At 50.4% G+C, this 17,960-nt stretch carries 16 protein-coding genes and 1 pseudogene; 7 read left to right on the top strand and 10 right to left on the bottom strand.

The window, feature by feature from the left end; genetic code table 11:
- Positions 1-56: 56 nt before the first annotated feature.
- Together ACYUJT_RS15925 and ACYUJT_RS15920 are read left to right on the top strand one after the other, a co-directional pair.
- Entirely contained in the window at positions 57-962 is a 906-nt protein-coding gene (locus tag ACYUJT_RS15925) for a TIGR01777 family oxidoreductase (RefSeq protein ID WP_460323913.1), read from the top strand.
- A 33-nt stretch (positions 963-995) separates the two neighbouring features.
- Positions 996-1,976: a glycerophosphodiester phosphodiesterase family protein gene (locus ACYUJT_RS15920; RefSeq protein WP_460323911.1), complete on the top strand. Its 981-nt coding sequence runs from the start codon at positions 996-998 to the stop codon at positions 1,974-1,976.
- 78 nt (positions 1,977-2,054) lie between these two features.
- Here ACYUJT_RS15920 and ACYUJT_RS15915 read toward each other — a convergent pair whose 3' ends face one another.
- The 4 genes from ACYUJT_RS15915 to ACYUJT_RS15900 all read right to left on the bottom strand — a co-directional run bounded on the left by ACYUJT_RS15915 (position 2,055) and on the right by ACYUJT_RS15900 (position 5,962).
- Positions 2,055-2,843 carry an ABC transporter permease gene (locus ACYUJT_RS15915; RefSeq protein ID WP_460324194.1) on the bottom strand — a complete coding sequence of 263 codons (789 nt, stop codon included), beginning with the start codon at positions 2,841-2,843 and terminating at the stop codon, positions 2,055-2,057.
- A gap of 17 nt (positions 2,844-2,860) precedes the next feature.
- Complete coding sequence (locus ACYUJT_RS15910; protein WP_460324192.1) at positions 2,861-3,655, bottom strand: ABC transporter permease; 795 nt, start codon at positions 3,653-3,655, stop codon at positions 2,861-2,863.
- Positions 3,656-3,734: 79 nt separating this feature from the next.
- Positions 3,735-4,793 carry an ABC transporter ATP-binding protein gene (locus ACYUJT_RS15905; RefSeq protein ID WP_460323909.1) on the bottom strand — a complete coding sequence of 353 codons (1,059 nt, stop codon included), beginning with the start codon at positions 4,791-4,793 and terminating at the stop codon, positions 3,735-3,737.
- A gap of 671 nt (positions 4,794-5,464) precedes the next feature.
- Positions 5,465-5,962, bottom strand: a complete 498-nt coding sequence (locus ACYUJT_RS15900; protein ID WP_460323907.1) for a GyrI-like domain-containing protein — start codon at positions 5,960-5,962, stop codon at positions 5,465-5,467.
- A 248-nt stretch (positions 5,963-6,210) separates the two neighbouring features.
- On the opposite strand from ACYUJT_RS15900, the pseudogene ACYUJT_RS15895 reads away from it, so the two are divergent.
- Positions 6,211-6,635: pseudogene (locus tag ACYUJT_RS15895) on the top strand (GyrI-like domain-containing protein).
- Positions 6,636-6,693: 58 nt separating this feature from the next.
- Here the strand turns inward: ACYUJT_RS15895 and ACYUJT_RS15890 are convergent.
- Positions 6,694-7,455 (bottom strand): AAC(3) family N-acetyltransferase, encoded by a 762-nt coding sequence (locus ACYUJT_RS15890; protein WP_460323905.1) that lies wholly within the window; start codon positions 7,453-7,455, stop codon positions 6,694-6,696.
- A 155-nt stretch (positions 7,456-7,610) separates the two neighbouring features.
- Between ACYUJT_RS15890 and ACYUJT_RS15885 the strand changes: the two genes are divergently transcribed.
- Positions 7,611-8,441 (top strand): GNAT family N-acetyltransferase, encoded by an 831-nt coding sequence (locus ACYUJT_RS15885; protein ID WP_460323903.1) that lies wholly within the window; start codon positions 7,611-7,613, stop codon positions 8,439-8,441.
- Here the strand turns inward: ACYUJT_RS15885 and ACYUJT_RS15880 are convergent.
- Entirely contained in the window at positions 8,407-9,441 is a 1,035-nt protein-coding gene (locus ACYUJT_RS15880) for an alpha/beta hydrolase (protein ID WP_460323901.1), read from the bottom strand. The genes ACYUJT_RS15885 and ACYUJT_RS15880 overlap by 35 nt on opposite strands.
- Positions 9,442-9,693: 252 nt before the next feature.
- On the opposite strand from ACYUJT_RS15880, the gene ACYUJT_RS15875 reads away from it, so the two are divergent.
- Together ACYUJT_RS15875 and ACYUJT_RS15870 are read left to right on the top strand one after the other, a co-directional pair.
- Positions 9,694-10,506, top strand: coding sequence for an AAC(3) family N-acetyltransferase (locus ACYUJT_RS15875; RefSeq protein ID WP_460323899.1), 813 nt, complete (start codon positions 9,694-9,696; stop codon positions 10,504-10,506).
- A 102-nt stretch (positions 10,507-10,608) separates the two neighbouring features.
- Positions 10,609-12,432 (top strand): S-layer homology domain-containing protein, encoded by a 1,824-nt coding sequence (locus tag ACYUJT_RS15870; RefSeq protein ID WP_460323897.1) that lies wholly within the window; start codon positions 10,609-10,611, stop codon positions 12,430-12,432.
- Positions 12,433-12,486: 54 nt separating this feature from the next.
- Here the strand turns inward: ACYUJT_RS15870 and ACYUJT_RS15865 are convergent, their stop codons facing one another.
- The 3 genes from ACYUJT_RS15865 to ACYUJT_RS15855 all read right to left on the bottom strand — a co-directional run bounded on the left by ACYUJT_RS15865 (position 12,487) and on the right by ACYUJT_RS15855 (position 15,641).
- Positions 12,487-12,903, bottom strand: coding sequence for an alpha/beta fold hydrolase (locus ACYUJT_RS15865; RefSeq protein WP_460323895.1), 417 nt, complete (start codon positions 12,901-12,903; stop codon positions 12,487-12,489).
- Between the two features lie 195 nt (positions 12,904-13,098).
- On the bottom strand, positions 13,099-13,449 hold the full coding sequence (locus ACYUJT_RS15860) for an ASCH domain-containing protein (RefSeq protein ID WP_460323893.1): 351 nt from the start codon (positions 13,447-13,449) through the stop codon (positions 13,099-13,101).
- A gap of 83 nt (positions 13,450-13,532) precedes the next feature.
- The gene (locus ACYUJT_RS15855; protein ID WP_460323891.1) at positions 13,533-15,641 is read right to left on the bottom strand and encodes a S41 family peptidase; all 2,109 of its coding nucleotides are present in this window, start codon (positions 15,639-15,641) and stop codon (positions 13,533-13,535) included.
- Between the two features lie 160 nt (positions 15,642-15,801).
- Here ACYUJT_RS15855 and ACYUJT_RS15850 point away from each other — a divergent pair, with 160 nt between their 5' ends.
- Positions 15,802-16,500 carry a 4'-phosphopantetheinyl transferase family protein gene (locus tag ACYUJT_RS15850; RefSeq protein WP_460323889.1) on the top strand — a complete coding sequence of 233 codons (699 nt, stop codon included), beginning with the start codon at positions 15,802-15,804 and terminating at the stop codon, positions 16,498-16,500.
- A gap of 84 nt (positions 16,501-16,584) precedes the next feature.
- On the opposite strand, the gene ACYUJT_RS15845 is transcribed toward ACYUJT_RS15850, so the two are convergent.
- Complete coding sequence (locus ACYUJT_RS15845) at positions 16,585-17,871, bottom strand: NCS2 family permease (protein WP_460324190.1); 1,287 nt, start codon at positions 17,869-17,871, stop codon at positions 16,585-16,587.
- Positions 17,872-17,960 lie beyond the last annotated feature (89 nt).

The following is a 17,960-nucleotide window of genomic DNA, read 5'->3' as shown; positions in this document are numbered from 1 at the left end:
GCGATTTAGTCAATTTCAAGGGACCTTTCAGGGTAGAAATGGAGTTGTTTGCGCTTATGACCGGAAAAATCGTCTTGGCCGGAGGAACCGGCTTCATCGGAACTTATCTTAGTAAGAAGTATCAACAGCAAGGGTATGAAATCATACATATTTCAAGGCAGCCAGACCATATTTCGTGGCAGGACCACAAGGGAATCGTCAAGGCATTGGAGCAAGCGGACATTCTGATCAATCTGGCGGGAAAATCCGTCGACTGCCGTTATACCGACAAAAACAAAAAGGCCATCATGGACTCGCGCACGGAGACAACCCAGCTTCTCGGCGCTGCGGTGCTTGCCTGCAAGCAGCCGCCTGCCCTCTGGATCAATTCCAGCACGGCCACGATTTACAGGCATGCCGAGGATCGGCCCATGACGGAAGCTGGCGGCGAGATAGGAACCGGCTTCTCCGTCGAGGTAGCCCAAGCATGGGAGCAGACCTTTTTTGCCTTTAAATTGCCGGCAACAAGACAAGCGGCGCTGCGGATCTCCATCGTCCTTGGAGAAGGCGGGGGCGTCATGACACCGTACAAAAATCTCGTCCGGTTCGGACTTGGCGGTATCCAAGGTCCGGGAACTCAGCGCTTCAGTTGGATTCATATCGAGGACATTTACGGAATTATTTCGTTTCTGCAGACCAGGGAGGATTTGAGCGGCGTGTTCAACTGCGCTTCTCCGAACCCCGTCACCAACCGGGAGCTCATGAGCGAATTGCGGCGGACGATGAACCGCAAGTTCGGCCTGCCTTCGCCGAAATGGCTGCTGGAGCTCGGCGCCGTCATGATTCAGACGGAAACCGAACTCATCCTAAAGAGCCGCTGGGTGATTCCGGAGCGATTAGAGCAGGAAGGTTATGAGTTTAAATTTCCTCGTCTCGATCAGACGCTGAGCAGCATATTGCATTCAACGACGGATCGAGCTTAAGCGGTCAATTTTATAGAGGGAAGGAATGCGAGGATGAAACTTAAAAAGGGGTGGAAACGCACTTTTGTAGTTCTGCTTATTTTGTTGGCATTCATCTATTTGAACAATACCTCCCTGCTGACTAAGGAGCGCAGTGGATCACCTTTCCTGCTGGCGCACCGCGGTCTGGGGCAGACGTTCAGCATGGAGGGCATCGAGAGTGATACTTGCACGGCCACCCGAATTTTCGAGCCGGAGCACCCTTACCTGGAGAACACCATCCCTTCGATGCAGGCTGCTTTCGATGCCGGAGCGGACATGGTGGAACTGGACATTAAGCCGACCAAGGATGGCCGGTTCGCCGTGTTCCACGACTGGACGCTGGAATGCCGAACGAACGCCCAGGGTATGGTCGGTGATTACACGATGGACGAGCTGAAGGAAATCGATATCGGCTACGGCTATACGGCGGACAATGGCGCGACATACCCTTTTCGCGGGAAAGGCATCGGACTGATGCCGTCGCTGGATGAGGTGCTGGAGCATTTTCCGAAAGGAACTTTCCTGATTCATATTAAAAGCAATGATTCGGCGGAGGGCCGCCAGCTCGCGCAATATCTTGCGGATCTGCCAGAGGATCGTTTGCATGAACTGACAGTTTATGGAGGCGATGAACCTATAGCTGCTTTGCATGAGGAATTGCCCGGGCTGAGAGTGATGTCGAAGGCTACGCTCAAAAGCTGTCTTCTTGCGTACGAAGGGGTAGGCTGGAGCGGCTATATGCCTTCAGCATGCAGGAACACACAGCTGCATATCCCCGAGAAATTTACCCCGTGGCTATGGGGCTGGCCGAATAAATTCCTTAACCGGATGGATGCCGCCGGCACGCGCGTGATTGTTGTAGCAGGCAGCGGAGAGTGGTCGGAGGGCTTTGACACTATAGAGGACTTAACGCAGCTTCCCAAAGGTTATACTGGCGGAATATGGACGAACCGCATCGACCGGATCGCACCGGCTTTACTGTACAATAAATGAAACAGGATACGATGACATAGTAAACACCCCGCTAATTGCTTAGCGGGGTGTTTATGCGTAATGGATTTACTCCGGCCACTAGGAACCTGCACCTTTATAGCGTTTGACCCCCATGTTCCATGCCAGCAGGCCGATAGCCAGAAAAATTGCCCCCATCACCGGGGTGAGCAGTGCCATGCCCGTCATCTCTTCGCGATGAAGGAATAGCGCCGCTGGATAAATGCCGACGAAGGCGAACGGGATAACCCAAGTCAGCAAAATTTGGATCGCCCGGTTATAAATCGTCACGGGATAGCGCCCATAGTTCTGGATGTTGAACATGAGGGGCAGAATCCCGGTCGGTGCGTCCGAATAGAACGACAACGAGGTGAGCGCGGTATAGATCCCTGTATAAATTGCGACCGCGCTAAGCGTCAGAATAATCAGAGCCGGAATGGTCCACCATTCAAACGGCAGCCCGAGCTGCCCGCCGCTGATCGCCATAATAATGATGCCGACGAGGCCGCCGATCAGGGCTGGCGGATCGATATTTTCCAAGAAAATTTGAAATAAATGATGCGCCGGACGCGTCAGTACGCGGTCCATCTCCCCCTTGACGATGTAGCGCTCGCTAAAATTCCACATGTTAACGAAGCAGCTGAATACGGCATATGGCACCATGAAGAAGCCATAGACAAAAATAACCTCGTTCTGGCTCCAGCCGCCCAGGCTGTCGGTGTGCATAAACACAACCACGATGAAAATAAAATTCGTCGCCTGGAACAGCAAATCCGAGATGACCTCAACCCAGAAATCGGCGCGATAAGTGAGCCGGGTTTTCATATAATTTTTGAAGTATTCCATAATTAATCCCAAGTAATACAACATCCTCGTCATGCCTCTCGTTAACCTCCTTGCACGAACAGGCGCTGCCGCGCCGCCCGGTATAACAGAATCATCGGGATGATTAAAGCCGCGAACCAGAACACCTGAATGCCCAGTACGTTCCAGATACCTACGCCTTGCACCCTGCCCGTAAAGACAGAGCCTGGCAAATAGGTGATCGCCTGAAAAGGCAGCATCTCAAGCACTTTGGACAGCCAGCCAGGGAACAGGCTGATCGGCACAATAAGCCCTGAGAAGAGATCGACAAGCACTCGCTTCATCCGCATGACGCCTTCATTATTCTCGATGAAGAAGGCCGAGAGACCCGTAATGACATTAATCTGCGAATTGATCAGGAAGCTGAAGAGCAGCATCACAAGAAAGCCGGCCCATGCCGACGGGGCAGTTGGCAGCTGCACCGGGAACAGGAGCATGGCGATAGCCATGCCGGGAATCATGAACAATAGGAAGCGGAACATGCCCTCCCCGAGCCCCTGCATCATTTTGGCGAATACATAGTTATAAGGACGTATGAATTGGATGGCAATGCTGCCGTCGCGGATGTCGGACGAGATTTCACGGTCCAAATTGTTGAAATAAAATGCCCTGGCCATCCAGGATACCGCAACATACGTCGTCATCTGTACGGCGGTAAAGCCGCCCAAGGAATCACCATCGCCGTAAATGGCTTTCCAGGTGAAATAGTTGACCCCGATATTGAGGGTGTAGATTAGAATGCCGGTGTAGTAATTAATTCGATAAGCAAGCATCGTCAGGAAGCGGATGCGGATAAAATCCAAATACGCGTCGAGCAGCAGGCGCTTTCCGCTATTACGTGGCTTCCGTCCTTCCGGGCGGGTCGGTCTGGAAGAAGCCTGCTCGGACGAAAGACGTTTAGACATGGCTGACCTCTTTTGTTTCAGCCGTCAGGGAACTTGCCGATTCTTCGGCCTTCTCCGCCGAACCGGATTGGTATATGCTGCGCACAATTTCATCGGTATTCGTCTCAATGATTTTGATATCCGTAATATCTGCTTGTCCCACCACCCGGCTGAGCACATCGGATACGTTGAGCTCCAGCGGAATCCAGACCTTGGCATTGAGATCGTTCTCGGCTGACCATTCCACCGCCAGCCCCGTGGTCCACTGCCGCAACGTCTCCAGCTTCGTCGCTCTCCCGAATTGGAACAGCACTTCGCGCCCCGTTCCCCAGCGCTGCTTCAGCTCCTCCAGTCCGCCGTCGTAAATGATCCGCCCGTCATCCAGCATGATGACACGAGAGCAAAGCGCCTCGATATCCTGCAAATCATGCGTCGTCAGCAGGATCGTAGTACCATGCTCACGGTTCATATCCTTCAGGAAGTCGCGAATTTCCGACTTCACCACGATATCGAGCCCGATCGTCGGTTCGTCGAGGAACAGGATCGATGGATTATGCAGCAGCGCGGCGACCAATTCGCAGCGCATGCGCTGTCCCAGGCTGAGCTTGCGGACCGGACGGTTCAGCAGATCCTGGAGCTTCAAGCGCTCCACGAGCTCGTCCAGCCGCTTCTTGAAATCCTGCTCGGATACCCGGTATACCTTCCGCAGCAGTTGGAACGATTCGATGACGCCGATGTCCCACCACAACTGGCTGCGCTGGCCAAAAACGACGCCGATATTCTGCACGAAGCGCTCCCGTTCCTCATAGGGAACGTATCCGCCGACGGTAAGGCTCCCGGAGGTCGGCACCAGTATGCCGGTGAGCATCTTGATGGTCGTCGATTTGCCCGCACCGTTCTCCCCGATATAACCGCAAATTTCGCCCTGAGGAATGGCGAACGTAATGTCTTTCACGGCAACGACCTCTTGATACTGCCGCTTGAATAAGTCTGCGAAAGCCCCTTTGAGGCCTTCCCGGTTTTTTTGTATTTTAAATGCTTTGCGCAAATCCTGTACTTCTATCGCGTTCATATCTACCTACCTCGCTAATATAAGTCTTGATGTCCCGTCCCAAGCTCCTATTATAAATTACAACTTCCGAAACCTCTACAACAAATGATCAACTGTGTGTAAAGTGAGCGTTTCATCGGTAGTTTGCGGGATAATCGGTGACTGCTGCTAGTCGAGCACAAGCGTGAAGTGTGAGCATGGCGGCTAGTGTGGGTTAGGGTTACTGCTAAAGTAAAGTTATACGGTGGTTAATTTGGGTACGATGGGTAGTTGAGTAGCCCCTTTTACAGTAGAGTTAGTGAGGAGGTAGCTCAGGCAGCATGGATAAGTAGTATTGAACTGGCGGAAGTACTGATGGTTGCGGGGTAGGGCAGGACTAGTCTTGACGGGTGAGTTCACACTGATTTGCAGAATGGTGGCAGGCTGGGCAGTCATACTTATCGGACAGAAAATCCGCTATTTTCGGTTTCCGCCCATTAATTAGGGTCCTATCGGACATAGGATCCTCTATTTGTGAAAATACGCTCCTTATGGCCTTTGTTTGAGCGGAATAGCGGAAACAGGGGCCGTAAGCTCTATGCTTTACGCCATTTTCGACGAAATAACGGAACCAAGGTCCGTTGACGCCCCCCCGAAAAAAAACGCCTCACGGCGCTTTTTTACAGGGTTATGCTATTAAGTAGAGCAGTAGGCTAATCCTCCAGAACAGGGATCATGATCGTAAATTCGGGGGTCGTGCTGTAAGGATGCTGCTCGCTCGGGAATATTTCGAAATGCGTCAGCTCCTTGCCTTCCTGCGGAAGCGCCTTGAGTCCCTGCTGCTCGATCCAGGCATATATGCTGTTGTACGATTCGTCGATATTCTGCTCCGCCCGGTGCTCGCACTTCGCATATTTCATTGCCGGAACATGAACCTTGACCATGCCTTCCGGTACTTGCTCATCGGCATCGGCTACCTCAAATACCGCGCAGTGTGCGAAGCCGGTTCCACCCGGATAAGCATGGTAAGATAAGCCGTAGAAATTGCCCAGATCTACAATACCGCGGATTTCTCCGCGCCGCCGTTGCAGTTCCTGATGAATTACGCGTATGCCGCCATCTCCCGCCTCGGCAAAAGTTCCCTCCCAATGCAGCCCAATCGCGCTGAAAGCCTGCTTTGTTACGATTACCGTCTCATTCACCTGTTCCATTGCCACCTCTCCCCATCAATGAATTTATCACTTGGCTCGACGAGTACTATTCTACTACATCATTTTTGCAAATTATGTGGTTATTTGTCGACGTCTTATCAGCAGATTGTTTCTCATCCCTTTAAAATTAAGGTACCATATAAATAACTACACTCTCTAACTAGAATCTGTTCGCAAATAGCATGAAAAGACAGGTAAGGCCCTGCCCTAAGGTGATACGATGATATGCATAAGGAGGGGTTGTGCGTTTGGAAGGACTATTACGTATAAAAGATGCGTTAGAGCTGATCGAGCAGAGGCTGGAGGGACGGCTGAACATCGATGAAATAGCCAAGGCGGCCTGCGTATCCCCATTTCATTTTCAACGAATGTTCCTCATATTGACCGGCATGACGGTAGCCGAATATACGCGTAAGCGCAAGCTGACCTTAGCTGCACAGGAGCTGGCGACGACATCTTCTAAAGTAATCCCCGTTCTACTTGGGCGGTCTTTAACGCGGTTGGCCCGGTTCCCCATGCCATTCAGCACGTGTTTGAGCGGATCTTCCAGGAATGGTTCCCGGCTACGGGCTATGAAGTAGCGGACGCGCCTGAACTGGAGGTTTACTCGCCGGGAGACATTTCTGCCGAAGACTACCTTTGCGAAATTTGGATTCCTGTCAGCAAAAAATAACCGCAATAAGCCGACTGCCAGACGCAGTCGGCTTATTGCGGTAGATACTTTCTTCTGCTTACTCTGCCAAAGGCTCGTTATCCGAGAATAAATCCGGGTTCGCCCGCAGCATATCCGAAAGGATATCCGTTGTTTTCACCGTATCGCATACCAGAACTTCGGCATCGCCTAGACGGGCGCGGTAGAGCGCTCCCTGTTCTTCGAGCACGCCTTCGACCTTCCAGAAGTGCTCCGACCAGGACAGGCCGCAGTGGCGGCGGGAGGGTACCAGAATCTCTCTACCGTCCGGAAGCACCGTGTACAGCTGCTCATGGTCATCCGTCATTCTTCCCGGGATATCAACCCATTCCTCAATGCCGTGAATGAACGTATTCCTGCGCAGATCGACACCTACGAGCAAAATCGTGGCTTTACGGTCCAACAGGCGGCCCCAAGCGGATTCCCGGTGGCACGGCGTATCCCAGCGCTCATCCCCGGCGGTAAACTCAGCCGCATCCTTCCCTAGCGCCGCTACAGAATGCGTCGGATGCCAAGAGCGGATCACACCTGGACGCTTGCGGAACAGTTCAGGGAGAATACCGACGCAAACCTCAGACGTCTCTACATAAAACTTCGGATTATCCTTCTTAATATAAGACCAGGTGTGGGTAGGCAAGACTAGCAATCCGTCCTTCATATATTCCGAAAGGGCATCCAGAACCGTGTCCGCTCCTCCCTCTACTTCGCCGATACTTTTCATGGATGAATGCATCAGCACGGTTCCATGCCGGTTAATGCCAGCGCTTTCAAGCTGACCCATCAAACTTTGCTTCGTGTGCATGATAAACCTCCAACTGTTGGTAATTGAATGATTCATCACCATTATACCTGTCCTGCCTGGAACAACAAGCCCGGAATGGGCAATTGCACAAGGAAAAGCCTTACAAGATGTAGAATTTATCATAGATCAACCATACAGAAACCGAGGACAAAGAAATGAGTAACGAATACAATGAAATGAATAAGCTGAAGCTCGCTAGGGAAATCGTCGACAGTACGCAGCAGGCAGTTCTTCCTTCGTTCGCCGACGCGATATTAAGCGGCAATTTGCCCGGACAGATCCACCTTGAACGTTCGGGGAGAAGTGTCTTAATTGGAACGCCCTCCGGAATTTACCTCGCGGCAGGAGACGAGCAAAGCAAAGAATTCCGTGACCTGCTGCTCGAGGTATACAAACGCAGAAAAGAAACGAGCAGCCGCTTCACCTTGTTCTCGCCGTCCGAGCAGTGGAGCCGGGCAATCGCCACATGGTTTGAAGACGAGCTGAGACAGTTGCGTAGGCACTCCTTTCAATTCAATAACGACAAATATATGGCTAGAGCAAGCGTCATGGGACAAGAAAATGATGCTGCCGGTCCGTTTCAATGGGCCAAAATCACGGCGCAATCCTTAGCTCAAAGCCCAAATTTTAATGAAGCCTACATCCTGGAGTATTGGGGATCGGTATCCCGCTTTCTCGAACACGGCTTCGGATACTGCTTGCTTCACCGCGATACGGTCGTGAGCGAATGCATTTCCATATTCGCCTCACCGCGTTATGCCGAGATAGATATCGCCACTCACCCTGATTACTGGGGAAGGGGCCTAGCCCAGCGCGCAGCCGAGCTGTTCATAAATCATTGCCTGGAGCATCGCCTAGTACCCAGGTGGGATTGCGACATTTCCAATGCCGCCTCGATTAAGCTGGCGGAGAAACTAGGGTTTGACAATCCCCGAGTTTATACCATCTTCGCTAGCGTGCGTACCAGTCCGAAACCGCCCGAATGATATCGTCCATCCTGAAGCTGCAGCCATGCCGTTCATCCGGGTATTCAATCAGCAGCCTGTCAGCGGTTATTCTCCGATAGAACGAGCGGATCGCTTCGTCCTTGACCCACTCATCCTTCCTGCCATGAATGAGAAGCATTGGCCGGTCGCGCTCGATGCTCTCCTCATTTAATACGAGAAAGTTCTCCCCTTCCTCGATCACATTGGACATCCGCTCCTTGAAATAATCGGGCATCCATATCCCGCCCCCCAGTACAGGGCTGACTGCTGCAACCCTGCCAATCTTCGAATGGCTTCCGCCCTCGATCGCCCAGGAACCCCCAAAGCTGGTACCAAATAAATGCAGCGGCAGCTCCGGAAATTGCTGTGCCGCAAACCCGATCACCTCATGCACAAACAGCCCCCAGCCTCTCCGGGTGGCCAGGCAGTGGTTAAACACATACGTTTCGCCTTGTCCTGGACCATCGAAGCTGACTGTGACGAAGCCCTCTCTTGCGAAGCCGATTTCATACTTAATGGACTCCTCTTTCGACGAATCGATTGGATTCAATATGATAACGCAGCCACGAGGGTGCTTTGGAATTCTTACTCGGCCCCGGCACTTCTTTCCTTCAACTTGAATCTCCGCTTTGGAAATCATGTCTGCCGCCAGCTTGTCCGCTTCCATGTGCATGCACTTGCAGCGCTCATACCACATTTGCTTGTCTGGTCCAGTATAGGGAAACATCCATTGGATCAGGTTGTAGTTCATCGCTGCGTTCCGATAAAAGTACTCCGCTTCACTGATCAAATGCTGTTTCAGCATTTTAATCGCTAGCTGCTCATGCACATCAGCATGACTCTGCAGCACCTCCATCCAATCCTCAATGCCGTTGACCCGTTGGCGCAGCTCATATACCGTCGGTTTCGGCAAACCGCTTCCCAACCACCGATCCCAGAATGACTCGAACACAAAGCTTATCGATATTGTCTTCTCTATTGTTTGATTGGCATAATTCATGCGAGAACGCCCCCCCTTTATTATTTATACGTAACAGACTTGTATTTTCAGGGGTAGTACTGTATATCCATGAACGCAGCGAGCTTGTCCGAAACATCCATTGAAGCTGCTTTCCTTTTTCAATATAATGTAAGGAAACGCAAAAATTTAAGGGCAATGCTTTTCTGGCATCACCAGAGACAACCCCTCGGGCTTAACGAGGGATTGTCTCTTTTTTGTTAAAATCTTAAAACCAAAGAAGGAGTGAGTATGATGGAAAATTCCCGTTACACCGAAAGACCGATATTGACCAAAAGCGATCTGACTGAGCAATTCCGTCGCTGCGGCGTATCGAATGGACAAACGATAATCGTACATACCTCGTTAAGCAAAATCGGATTCGTGGTCGGCGGGGCCGAGACTTTAATCCGCGCTCTGCTTGAAATTGTCGGCGAAGAAGGGACGTTAATGATGCCCTCTCAAACCTGGAAAAACCTTGACCCTGCCACCGGCGTTCATTGGGAGGTGTCCCCTATACACTGGCCTATCATCCGCGAACATTGGCCGGCCTACGATAAAGAAATTACGCCAGCCATCGGCATGGGCGTTGTGGCAGAAATGTTCCGGAAATGGCCCGGATCCGCTAGATCCGACCATCCTGCCAGGTCATTTGCTGCCGTAGGCAGACATGCGGAGTATCTTACGAAGGAGCATGATTTAAGCCAGATTTTCGGAGAAGGATCGCCGATTGATAAATTATACAAGCTTGATGGCCATATTCTGCTTATTGGAGTCGGATACGATAAGAACACCTCACTGCACTTAGCAGAGACTAAGGCGAGCTTTCCAGCAAAGCAGTTTACAGAGGAAAGCAGTGCGGTCATGATCGACGGGAAGAGAACATGGGTGACCTATCACACTCAAGCTGTAGATGATGAGGATTTCACCGAACTGGGTCAGCAATATGATAGAGCCCACGATGTAACGATTTACAAGGTTGGGGAAGCAGAAGTACGCTTTCTGAGGCAAAGACAGCTCGTAGACTGGGCCGTCCAGTGGATGGAGACGAATCGGAAAGGGAGATAATCTTCAATTCTCTCATAATATAATTGCCAGATGTACATCGTTAACCTAGAATGATTGATAGACACAAAATATACATAAATTTCATCTTAAGGAGGTTTGAATTTGAACAAAAAACTTTTTACCAAAGTCATCACTACGGCAGCATTGCTCGGCACATTAGCGACGCCAGCGTCCGCGACGATGTTCTTTGTGGATGTTAATGGTTCCTATGCCCAGAATGCCATTCAAGAGCTGGCCGAGAAAGGAATTATTAATGGCCGCGGGGATGGAAAATTCGATCCAACTGGAAATATCGAGAGACAGGACTTCGCAATCATTCTCGCAAAGGCTCTGAATCTGGATATGAACAATGCGCCAGCAACCGCTACATTCAGCGATGTTCCTACAGGTCATTATTCTTATGCCGCCGTCGAGGCCGCATTACAAGCCGGGCTGATTCGCGGATACGGCGATCAGCAATTCGGCAATGGCGCCAATTTATCACGACAGGATATGGCTGTCATCTTCACCCGAGCTCTCGGAGTAGATGTTAGCGGGCAGGGAGACAAGCTTGCCTTCACCGACAAGGACGACATTTCCAGTTACGCTAGAGATGCGGTAGCGGCAGCCGTCGAATTAGGACTCATTAAAGGCAATACCGATGGCAGCTTTAGCCCGCTCCAGAGTGCTGACCGCCAATCCGTGGCTCTCGTAGCCAATAAGTTCATACGGAATATCGAAGAACAGCGTAACTCCCAGCTACCTCCTACCACACCACAAGACGGGGATAGATCTGCAGTACCAAGCTCACCTACCACACCCGAGACCAAGACACCAACATCAACAGGAAGCAGCAATAACAGCAGCGGCAGCTCAGGCTCTGGAAGCGGCGGCAGCGGAAGTGAAAGAGATACGACTGCGCCTATCGTGAGCATCCTATCGGATACTCCTATGTTTATTGGCAGCGACCTAATCGCTACCAGCAACGAGACCGGCTTTTTATACCTCGCTCCGAGAGGATATCAACAACCGGTAACTCTAGCAGACCTGGAAGGACTCGTAGCTGAAAGGTTTGCGAAAAAGGTACAAGTTAGATCCGCCAACATCCCAACACCAATCGAAACGGCTCAGTTAGAGGCTGGAATCTACAACGTATTTGCCGTGGATCAAGCCGGAAATCTGTCCAGACCTAGCTCGGACATGGAATTAAGGCAGCCTCTATCCTTAACCCTGGCACCGGAAGCTAGCTTTGTACTTAACCCCACTTATGTTTACGATGAGGGCATCGTAAACATTGTGGATGATTCTATGATGGAGGCTAATGATCCTTATAAGAATCGAAATATCAACAGCTTCCTCCAAGTTCAACGAGGGGAGGAATCGCTCTCGCTGCAGTACAACGCACATGAGGGGCATTTTCTTATACTGGAAGAAGGAACAACCGTCAGCTATATTCAGGTTTCGTCAGAGTCTGAGCTCATTGAAACTCAAGAGACTGAACACGGAGTGCAGATTCTCCTTAATGCGGGCGCAAATGAGGACACTGCTGCTTCCTTAAAGCTCACTCTCTTTGAAAATGAAACCGAAATCAGCAGCACTACCCTGCCTGTCATCATGGATGCGACACCGCCGACGGTCACGGACAGCGTCTACAGCGATGGAGTAATTACAATTACCGCCAGCGAACCACTGGTTTGGTATGACAGCTTTGAAATAATCATTTTACATGTCCCGGTTAACAACAGTGGCAGCCGCTATGATCTTATGCCTTTTGAACATTTCACTCCAAGTATCCATAATGGAAATGTAGTTATTACTTTAAAGGACGAGGCTTTTGAATCTCATCCATTGCAGCCTGGCGACCAGTTCGAAATTATATTGAACGGGATCGGGGACTACGCTAGGAATATGATCGGTGATGAAGTGTTTATCGTAGAAATTCCGTAAAATGAACAACGGGAGCTTTGTGGGGGCTGAATTCCCGGCTGTATAGCCGGGGGATCAGCCCCTGCCCATTGGCTTGCTCTCCTTTAACAAGAAGCCTACGATTTCTGCATTTACCCGTTCAGGCTGTTCATGGTTGATTCCATGACCCGCATCCGGAATGACCTTATATTGAAATTTCCCTTCGTCCAATATTTTTAGAAAATCCCGCTGCAGCTCAATCCGATGTTCTGCCACGAGAAAATATAGCCTACTCCCCGCCGAACTCCCCTTTTCCCGGTTGTATGCCTCCACCTTATGAACAAACATCGCCTGCTGATTATGGCTCTTCATAAGCAGTGCCAGATGATCTGCCAGCCAAGGGTATTTCGTGAAAACCCCGGAATGGGGCGAACTAAGTTTTTTCAATATACGAAGCAAATTTTGATGGGTAGGAATGCATATTTCCGGAAACATCATCAACAGCGTCCGCATCGGTAGGATTGAAGCACCAACTGCTCGGCGCGCTTGCTTTTATATACCTTGGCCATTTCCTACTGACCTCCAGCTTCATTTTCTGCTTCTATAAACCCACTATTCGCCAAGAAAAAAATCGCCCTCCATCTGCTTGTCACATCGATGAAGAGCGATTTCATTCTAGCGTATTGCATACAGCCTATCTACATTCACCTACTTCTGCACAGGGTTGAACTCGTGAACCCAAACTCGCATCGTCGGTACCCAGCGCATGCCAGGATGCATGGACAGAATCGACTGCCTGTATTCCTCCAAGTTGTTATATCCTTCCTGCTGGGCTTGCTCTTCGGTCAGATCGCCGAGAGTCTGGGAATAGACCTGCTCTACTACAAAACCCCGCCCCTTCAGCGTCATCACTTCCCCCACATCGGCGTACCGGCCGTTGCGGCGGGTTGCCGTCTTCCGGCCTGCCAGCACTTTCTCCACATCCTCCGGCAAAGTCACTAGCCGTTCAATCGAACAGGTTTTCGGCGGTAATGCCTCATGATCTGCATGATTTTGCATGTAGCAGCCCTCCTCGTTAGTTCTTCCATTTAACTTTACCACAATATCAATGACACGGTTTTCCCGGATGCCCGGACCCTGTTCTAACGGCCCGCTTTAACCGGCTTCATGTACTCCTCCAGCGTAGAGCCTTTAACATAAATATCAGGAGAAATGTAAGAGTTCATAATATTGTTCTGCCGGACATTCCAATAGTGATTTACCGCGAGAATCATCAATTTGCTCTTCTTGTCCTCGAACACACGCTGCCCGACTCCTTTGCCGTACGTATCCTGGCCTACAATCGTCACATTGGGCAAATAAGTGCTCAAACCCATCGTCAACAACTCTGAAGCGCTCGCCGTATAACCATCGACCAGGACATATATTTGCTTGAAAGGGACATAATCGGCATTTGAATAATAGCTGTCCGCATAGCCATCCCGTTCGATCAACATGCTGGTCACGCATTCCGGCAGCAGCGCATCCAAAATATGATTCGCGCTATCCATATTTCCCCCCGTATTCCCGCGCAAATCAATAACCAGCTTCTTGGTTTCGGGATCGGCAATGCGGTCGAGTTCCTCAATAAAACGGTCGTCGGTATTATGATTGAATTCATGAATACGGAAATATGCGATGGATCCTTGGTCTTCATAGATCACGTCCTGACCCGAAGGTGCTGTGAACAGATCGTATTCCTCCCCATAAATAACGGAGGTAAATGCATCCCTCTTATACTGGGCTCGGCTAATAATCTTAGCGATTTCCGCCGGCGTCATATGTTCTTTATCCAGCTTGGACAAAATTTCATCCATGTCCGGAACACTGCTTATGTATAAATAATTATCCTTGAAAAAACTTTTGACCCGCTCCCCAAGCGGCTTGCGGCTGTCTCGTATTGCATCTTGGATACGCAAGGCCGTCGAATTGCCGGAGTATATCTCTAGGCTTTTCTCGCAGAACTCCTCCGCAAGCTCATAGTCCTCCATCATAAAGTAGGAGTAGGCGATCACCGCGTAAGCCTCGTCATCCTCAGGATCCAGCTCGATTACTTGCTCCATCGCCTGAATGGTTTCGTCGTACTGATCCAAATCGAAGTGGCATTCTCCCGTAAACCAGGGGATCAGCGAAGAATTGACCTTGCGCTTCATAACTTCATCGCCAAAGGCGACGCACTGATAATTTCTGCGGCCGTTGTATAACGCCCTCAATTTATTGATCATGCTCTCTTCATCCTGAGGATTGAGCTGAACAGCCTGATCATAATATTTGGCAGCCGGGACATACATGGATCGCTCCATATAAACATCCCCCATAGCTATATGTATATCTGCAAAGGTCTTATCCTTCTGGACGGCAGCATCATAGCTGTTCTTCGCCCGGTCCAGATCGCCCAGCGTGGTATAGGACTCTATCATTTGTACATAGACTTCCATATGATCAGGAAACTTGTCGATCATGCCGTTATAATGCTGAGCAAGAACGTCCAAATCGTCCAAATCCTCGAGCACGGCCGCTTTGATGCGGTACGCATCATAATTATCTGGCTCCTCCCGGATCAAACCATCAGCAAGCTTGCTCGCCTCCTCATACCGGTCTAGCCAGAGAAGAGAGTATGCCTTCATTTCGTACCCATCCATATCCGTATCATCCAAGCCGATATAAATTTCAAATTGCTCCAACGCTTCTTCATACCGCTCCAGATCGAATAATACTCTGCCCTTGCCGTAGTAAGCGAATTTCTCATTCCCCAGTTCCAGCGCCTGATTATAACTCTCAAGAGCCTCTTCATACCGATACAGGCCATACAGAGCATTGCCCTGATTCACGTATTCCCAATCTCCATTCGGTATAATAAGGAGCGATTTCTCGATATACTCCAGGCCCTTCTCGTAATCCTCCAGCTCATTGTAGGCCCAGCTCAAATTATTGAATGGAGCTCCCATGAGCTCATCCAGCTTTATTTCGCGCTCCAAATCAACGAGAGCCGGCTCTATCTCATAAGCATGCTCCACCGCCTTCTCCAAATACTCAATCGCCTCCTCGTACCTCCCCTTCTCAACTAAAAGGTAGCCCTTGGTGTTGTTCGTTTCCATTTCCCCCCTATGAATAGATTCTCTGTAAACACTCGTCGTACAAGCGCTCAGCACGCTTATTGCACAAATGATGGCCACCAGGGCACTAACCCGGATCAAAATTCTCTTCTTCAAACTGTTTTCCCCACTCTTCCCAGCCATAAGCTCTTGATAGAATCATTTCTATCTTATCACGGAGCATTCAGGGGAGGAATTACTTTGGAGTAAAATACTGGGTGTTGCTATAATAGAGGAGTATAAGAGTTACCAATGAACAATTAGGTGGGACAAGCATATGGTGGAAATCTACGGTATCCGGCTGGATACGAATATCGACTCGCTCCCTATTTGGAAGCTAGTTCATGCGCTTCCGCTGGAGAGGCAGGAGCGGATACATAGATTCAGACGTAAAGAAGACGCGCTAAGAACGTTAGCGGCGGACCTCCTCTCGAGGCTCCTCATCTGCAGCAAGCTGAACATACGAAACAAAGATATCCGGCTGACTCAAAATGCTTATGGCAAGCCACGGCTAGAGGACAATGCCGCACTGCATTTCAACAACTCCCATTCCGGAGAATGGATAGTCTCAGCCATCGCCGGCCTCCCGATCGGTATTGATGTGGAAAAGGTCGAGGCGATCGACTTCAGCCTCGCCGAGCGGTTTTTCTCGCAGCAGGAATGTCTCGACCTTGATATGCGGCAGGGTGAGGCGAAATTGAACTATTTCTTTGATCTATGGACGCTCAAAGAGAGCTACATCAAAACCGCAGGCATGGGCCTCTCCATGCCGCTTGACTCCTTTACCATTCGCGCTGGGAGCGACGGCCGCATTGAGCTGATCACCCTGAATAAATTCAGGGACTGCTCCTTCAAGCAGTATCCAATCGGCCCCGGTTACAAACTGTCCGTCTGCACGCAGGATAACCGTTTCCCGAATCACATTGGTCTGTTGAGCATGGATGAGCTGCATGAGCGGTTTATGGCATATGTATGAGTGGAGCGGTCATTAAAAATGAGGAGCCATCCCCTGTCATCTGTGATGACATATGGGACAGCCCCTCATATTTTTCACCAGCTTCTATATCGAGCCCAATATGAAATAGAGCAGGAAGAAGAAGGCGATCAGGTACATCGTCATCGACACTTCCGACCGGCGGCCCGTCACCCATTTCACAATAGGATAGGCGATGAAGCCAAATGCAATTCCGTTCGCAATACTGAAGGACAGCGGCATAATGGCCAGCATCATATAAGCCGGGAATGCCTCAGTGAAATCATCAAAAGGCACTTCCTTGATCGACATGATCATCAGACAGCCCACGATAATCAGCACCGGCGCAATCGCACTGCTCGGGATTACTTTAAATAAAGGCACCAGGAACAGTGCGGGAATGAACAACAGTCCTGCGGTCAGAGAGGTTAGTCCGGTTCTTCCGCCGGAAGCAATGCCGGTCGCCCCCTCCGCCGCCGTCGTCATCGGACTGCAGCCGAGCAGCCCTGCGCTGATCACTGAAAACGAATTGGCTTGAAACGATCTTCTGAATTTCGACTTATTCGGGAGCATGCCAAGCTGTGCCCCCATGTTCTGAAATATAATGACCATCGACAACGAGAACACTGCCGTCCAAAACTGGAAGGTGCCGATTCCGCTGAAATCCAGTGCCAGAAACAGCTCGCCGTAACCGCCAAAAGAGATGCTGAAGTCCCGCAGTACCGAGAAATCCACAATTCCCAACGCGGCACCGATACCAGTTCCCGCCACAATTGCGATCAGAAAGTTCCCCCTGACATTCCGCAAAAATAACGGCAGCGCGATGACCAGCGTCAATATCGTCGTAAGCGCGTGCGGTTCGCTCAGATTCGCCAGAGTTACGAAGGTGCTTTCGCTGGCAATGATCAACCCACCGTTCTTCAAGCCCAAGAAGGCAATAAAAAATCCGATCCCGGCCGTCATCGCATGAATCATCGACTTCGGAATCGATCGTGATAAATAATCCGCCCACTTCGTCACCGTTGTGAGCATGAATACGATTCCGGCTACGAATACTGCAGCGAGTGCCTGCTGCCAGGTCAGCCCTAACGAGAAGACGAGCGTAAACACAAAAAATGCATTGTCTCCCATGCCAGGAACAAGAATCAGTGGCGAGTTAGCCCACAGCGCCATCAGCATACAGCCGATAAAGGAGCAGATGACCGTCACGATCGTGGCCGCCTCATACGGCATCCCCACCATGCTCAGAATAGCGCCGTTCACGGCAATAATATAAGCGACGGTCATAAAGGTAGTTAATCCTGCCACCATTTCCGTACGTATCGTGGTTTTCTCCTCTTGCAGGTGAAACCATCTTTCCAATCTGCTATCCAATAAGAACACCTCTTCATTTTGCACTGCCATCCATTAAAAAAGGCTGGAGGTCTACACCGGCTCCAGCCCTCATTTCTGCTATAATGCCC

The sequence above is a fragment of the Paenibacillus sp. YSY-4.3 genome (assembly GCF_054767475.1).
Note: the sequence above shows the minus strand (reverse complement) of the source record. Positions and strands in the feature narration are given on the sequence as shown.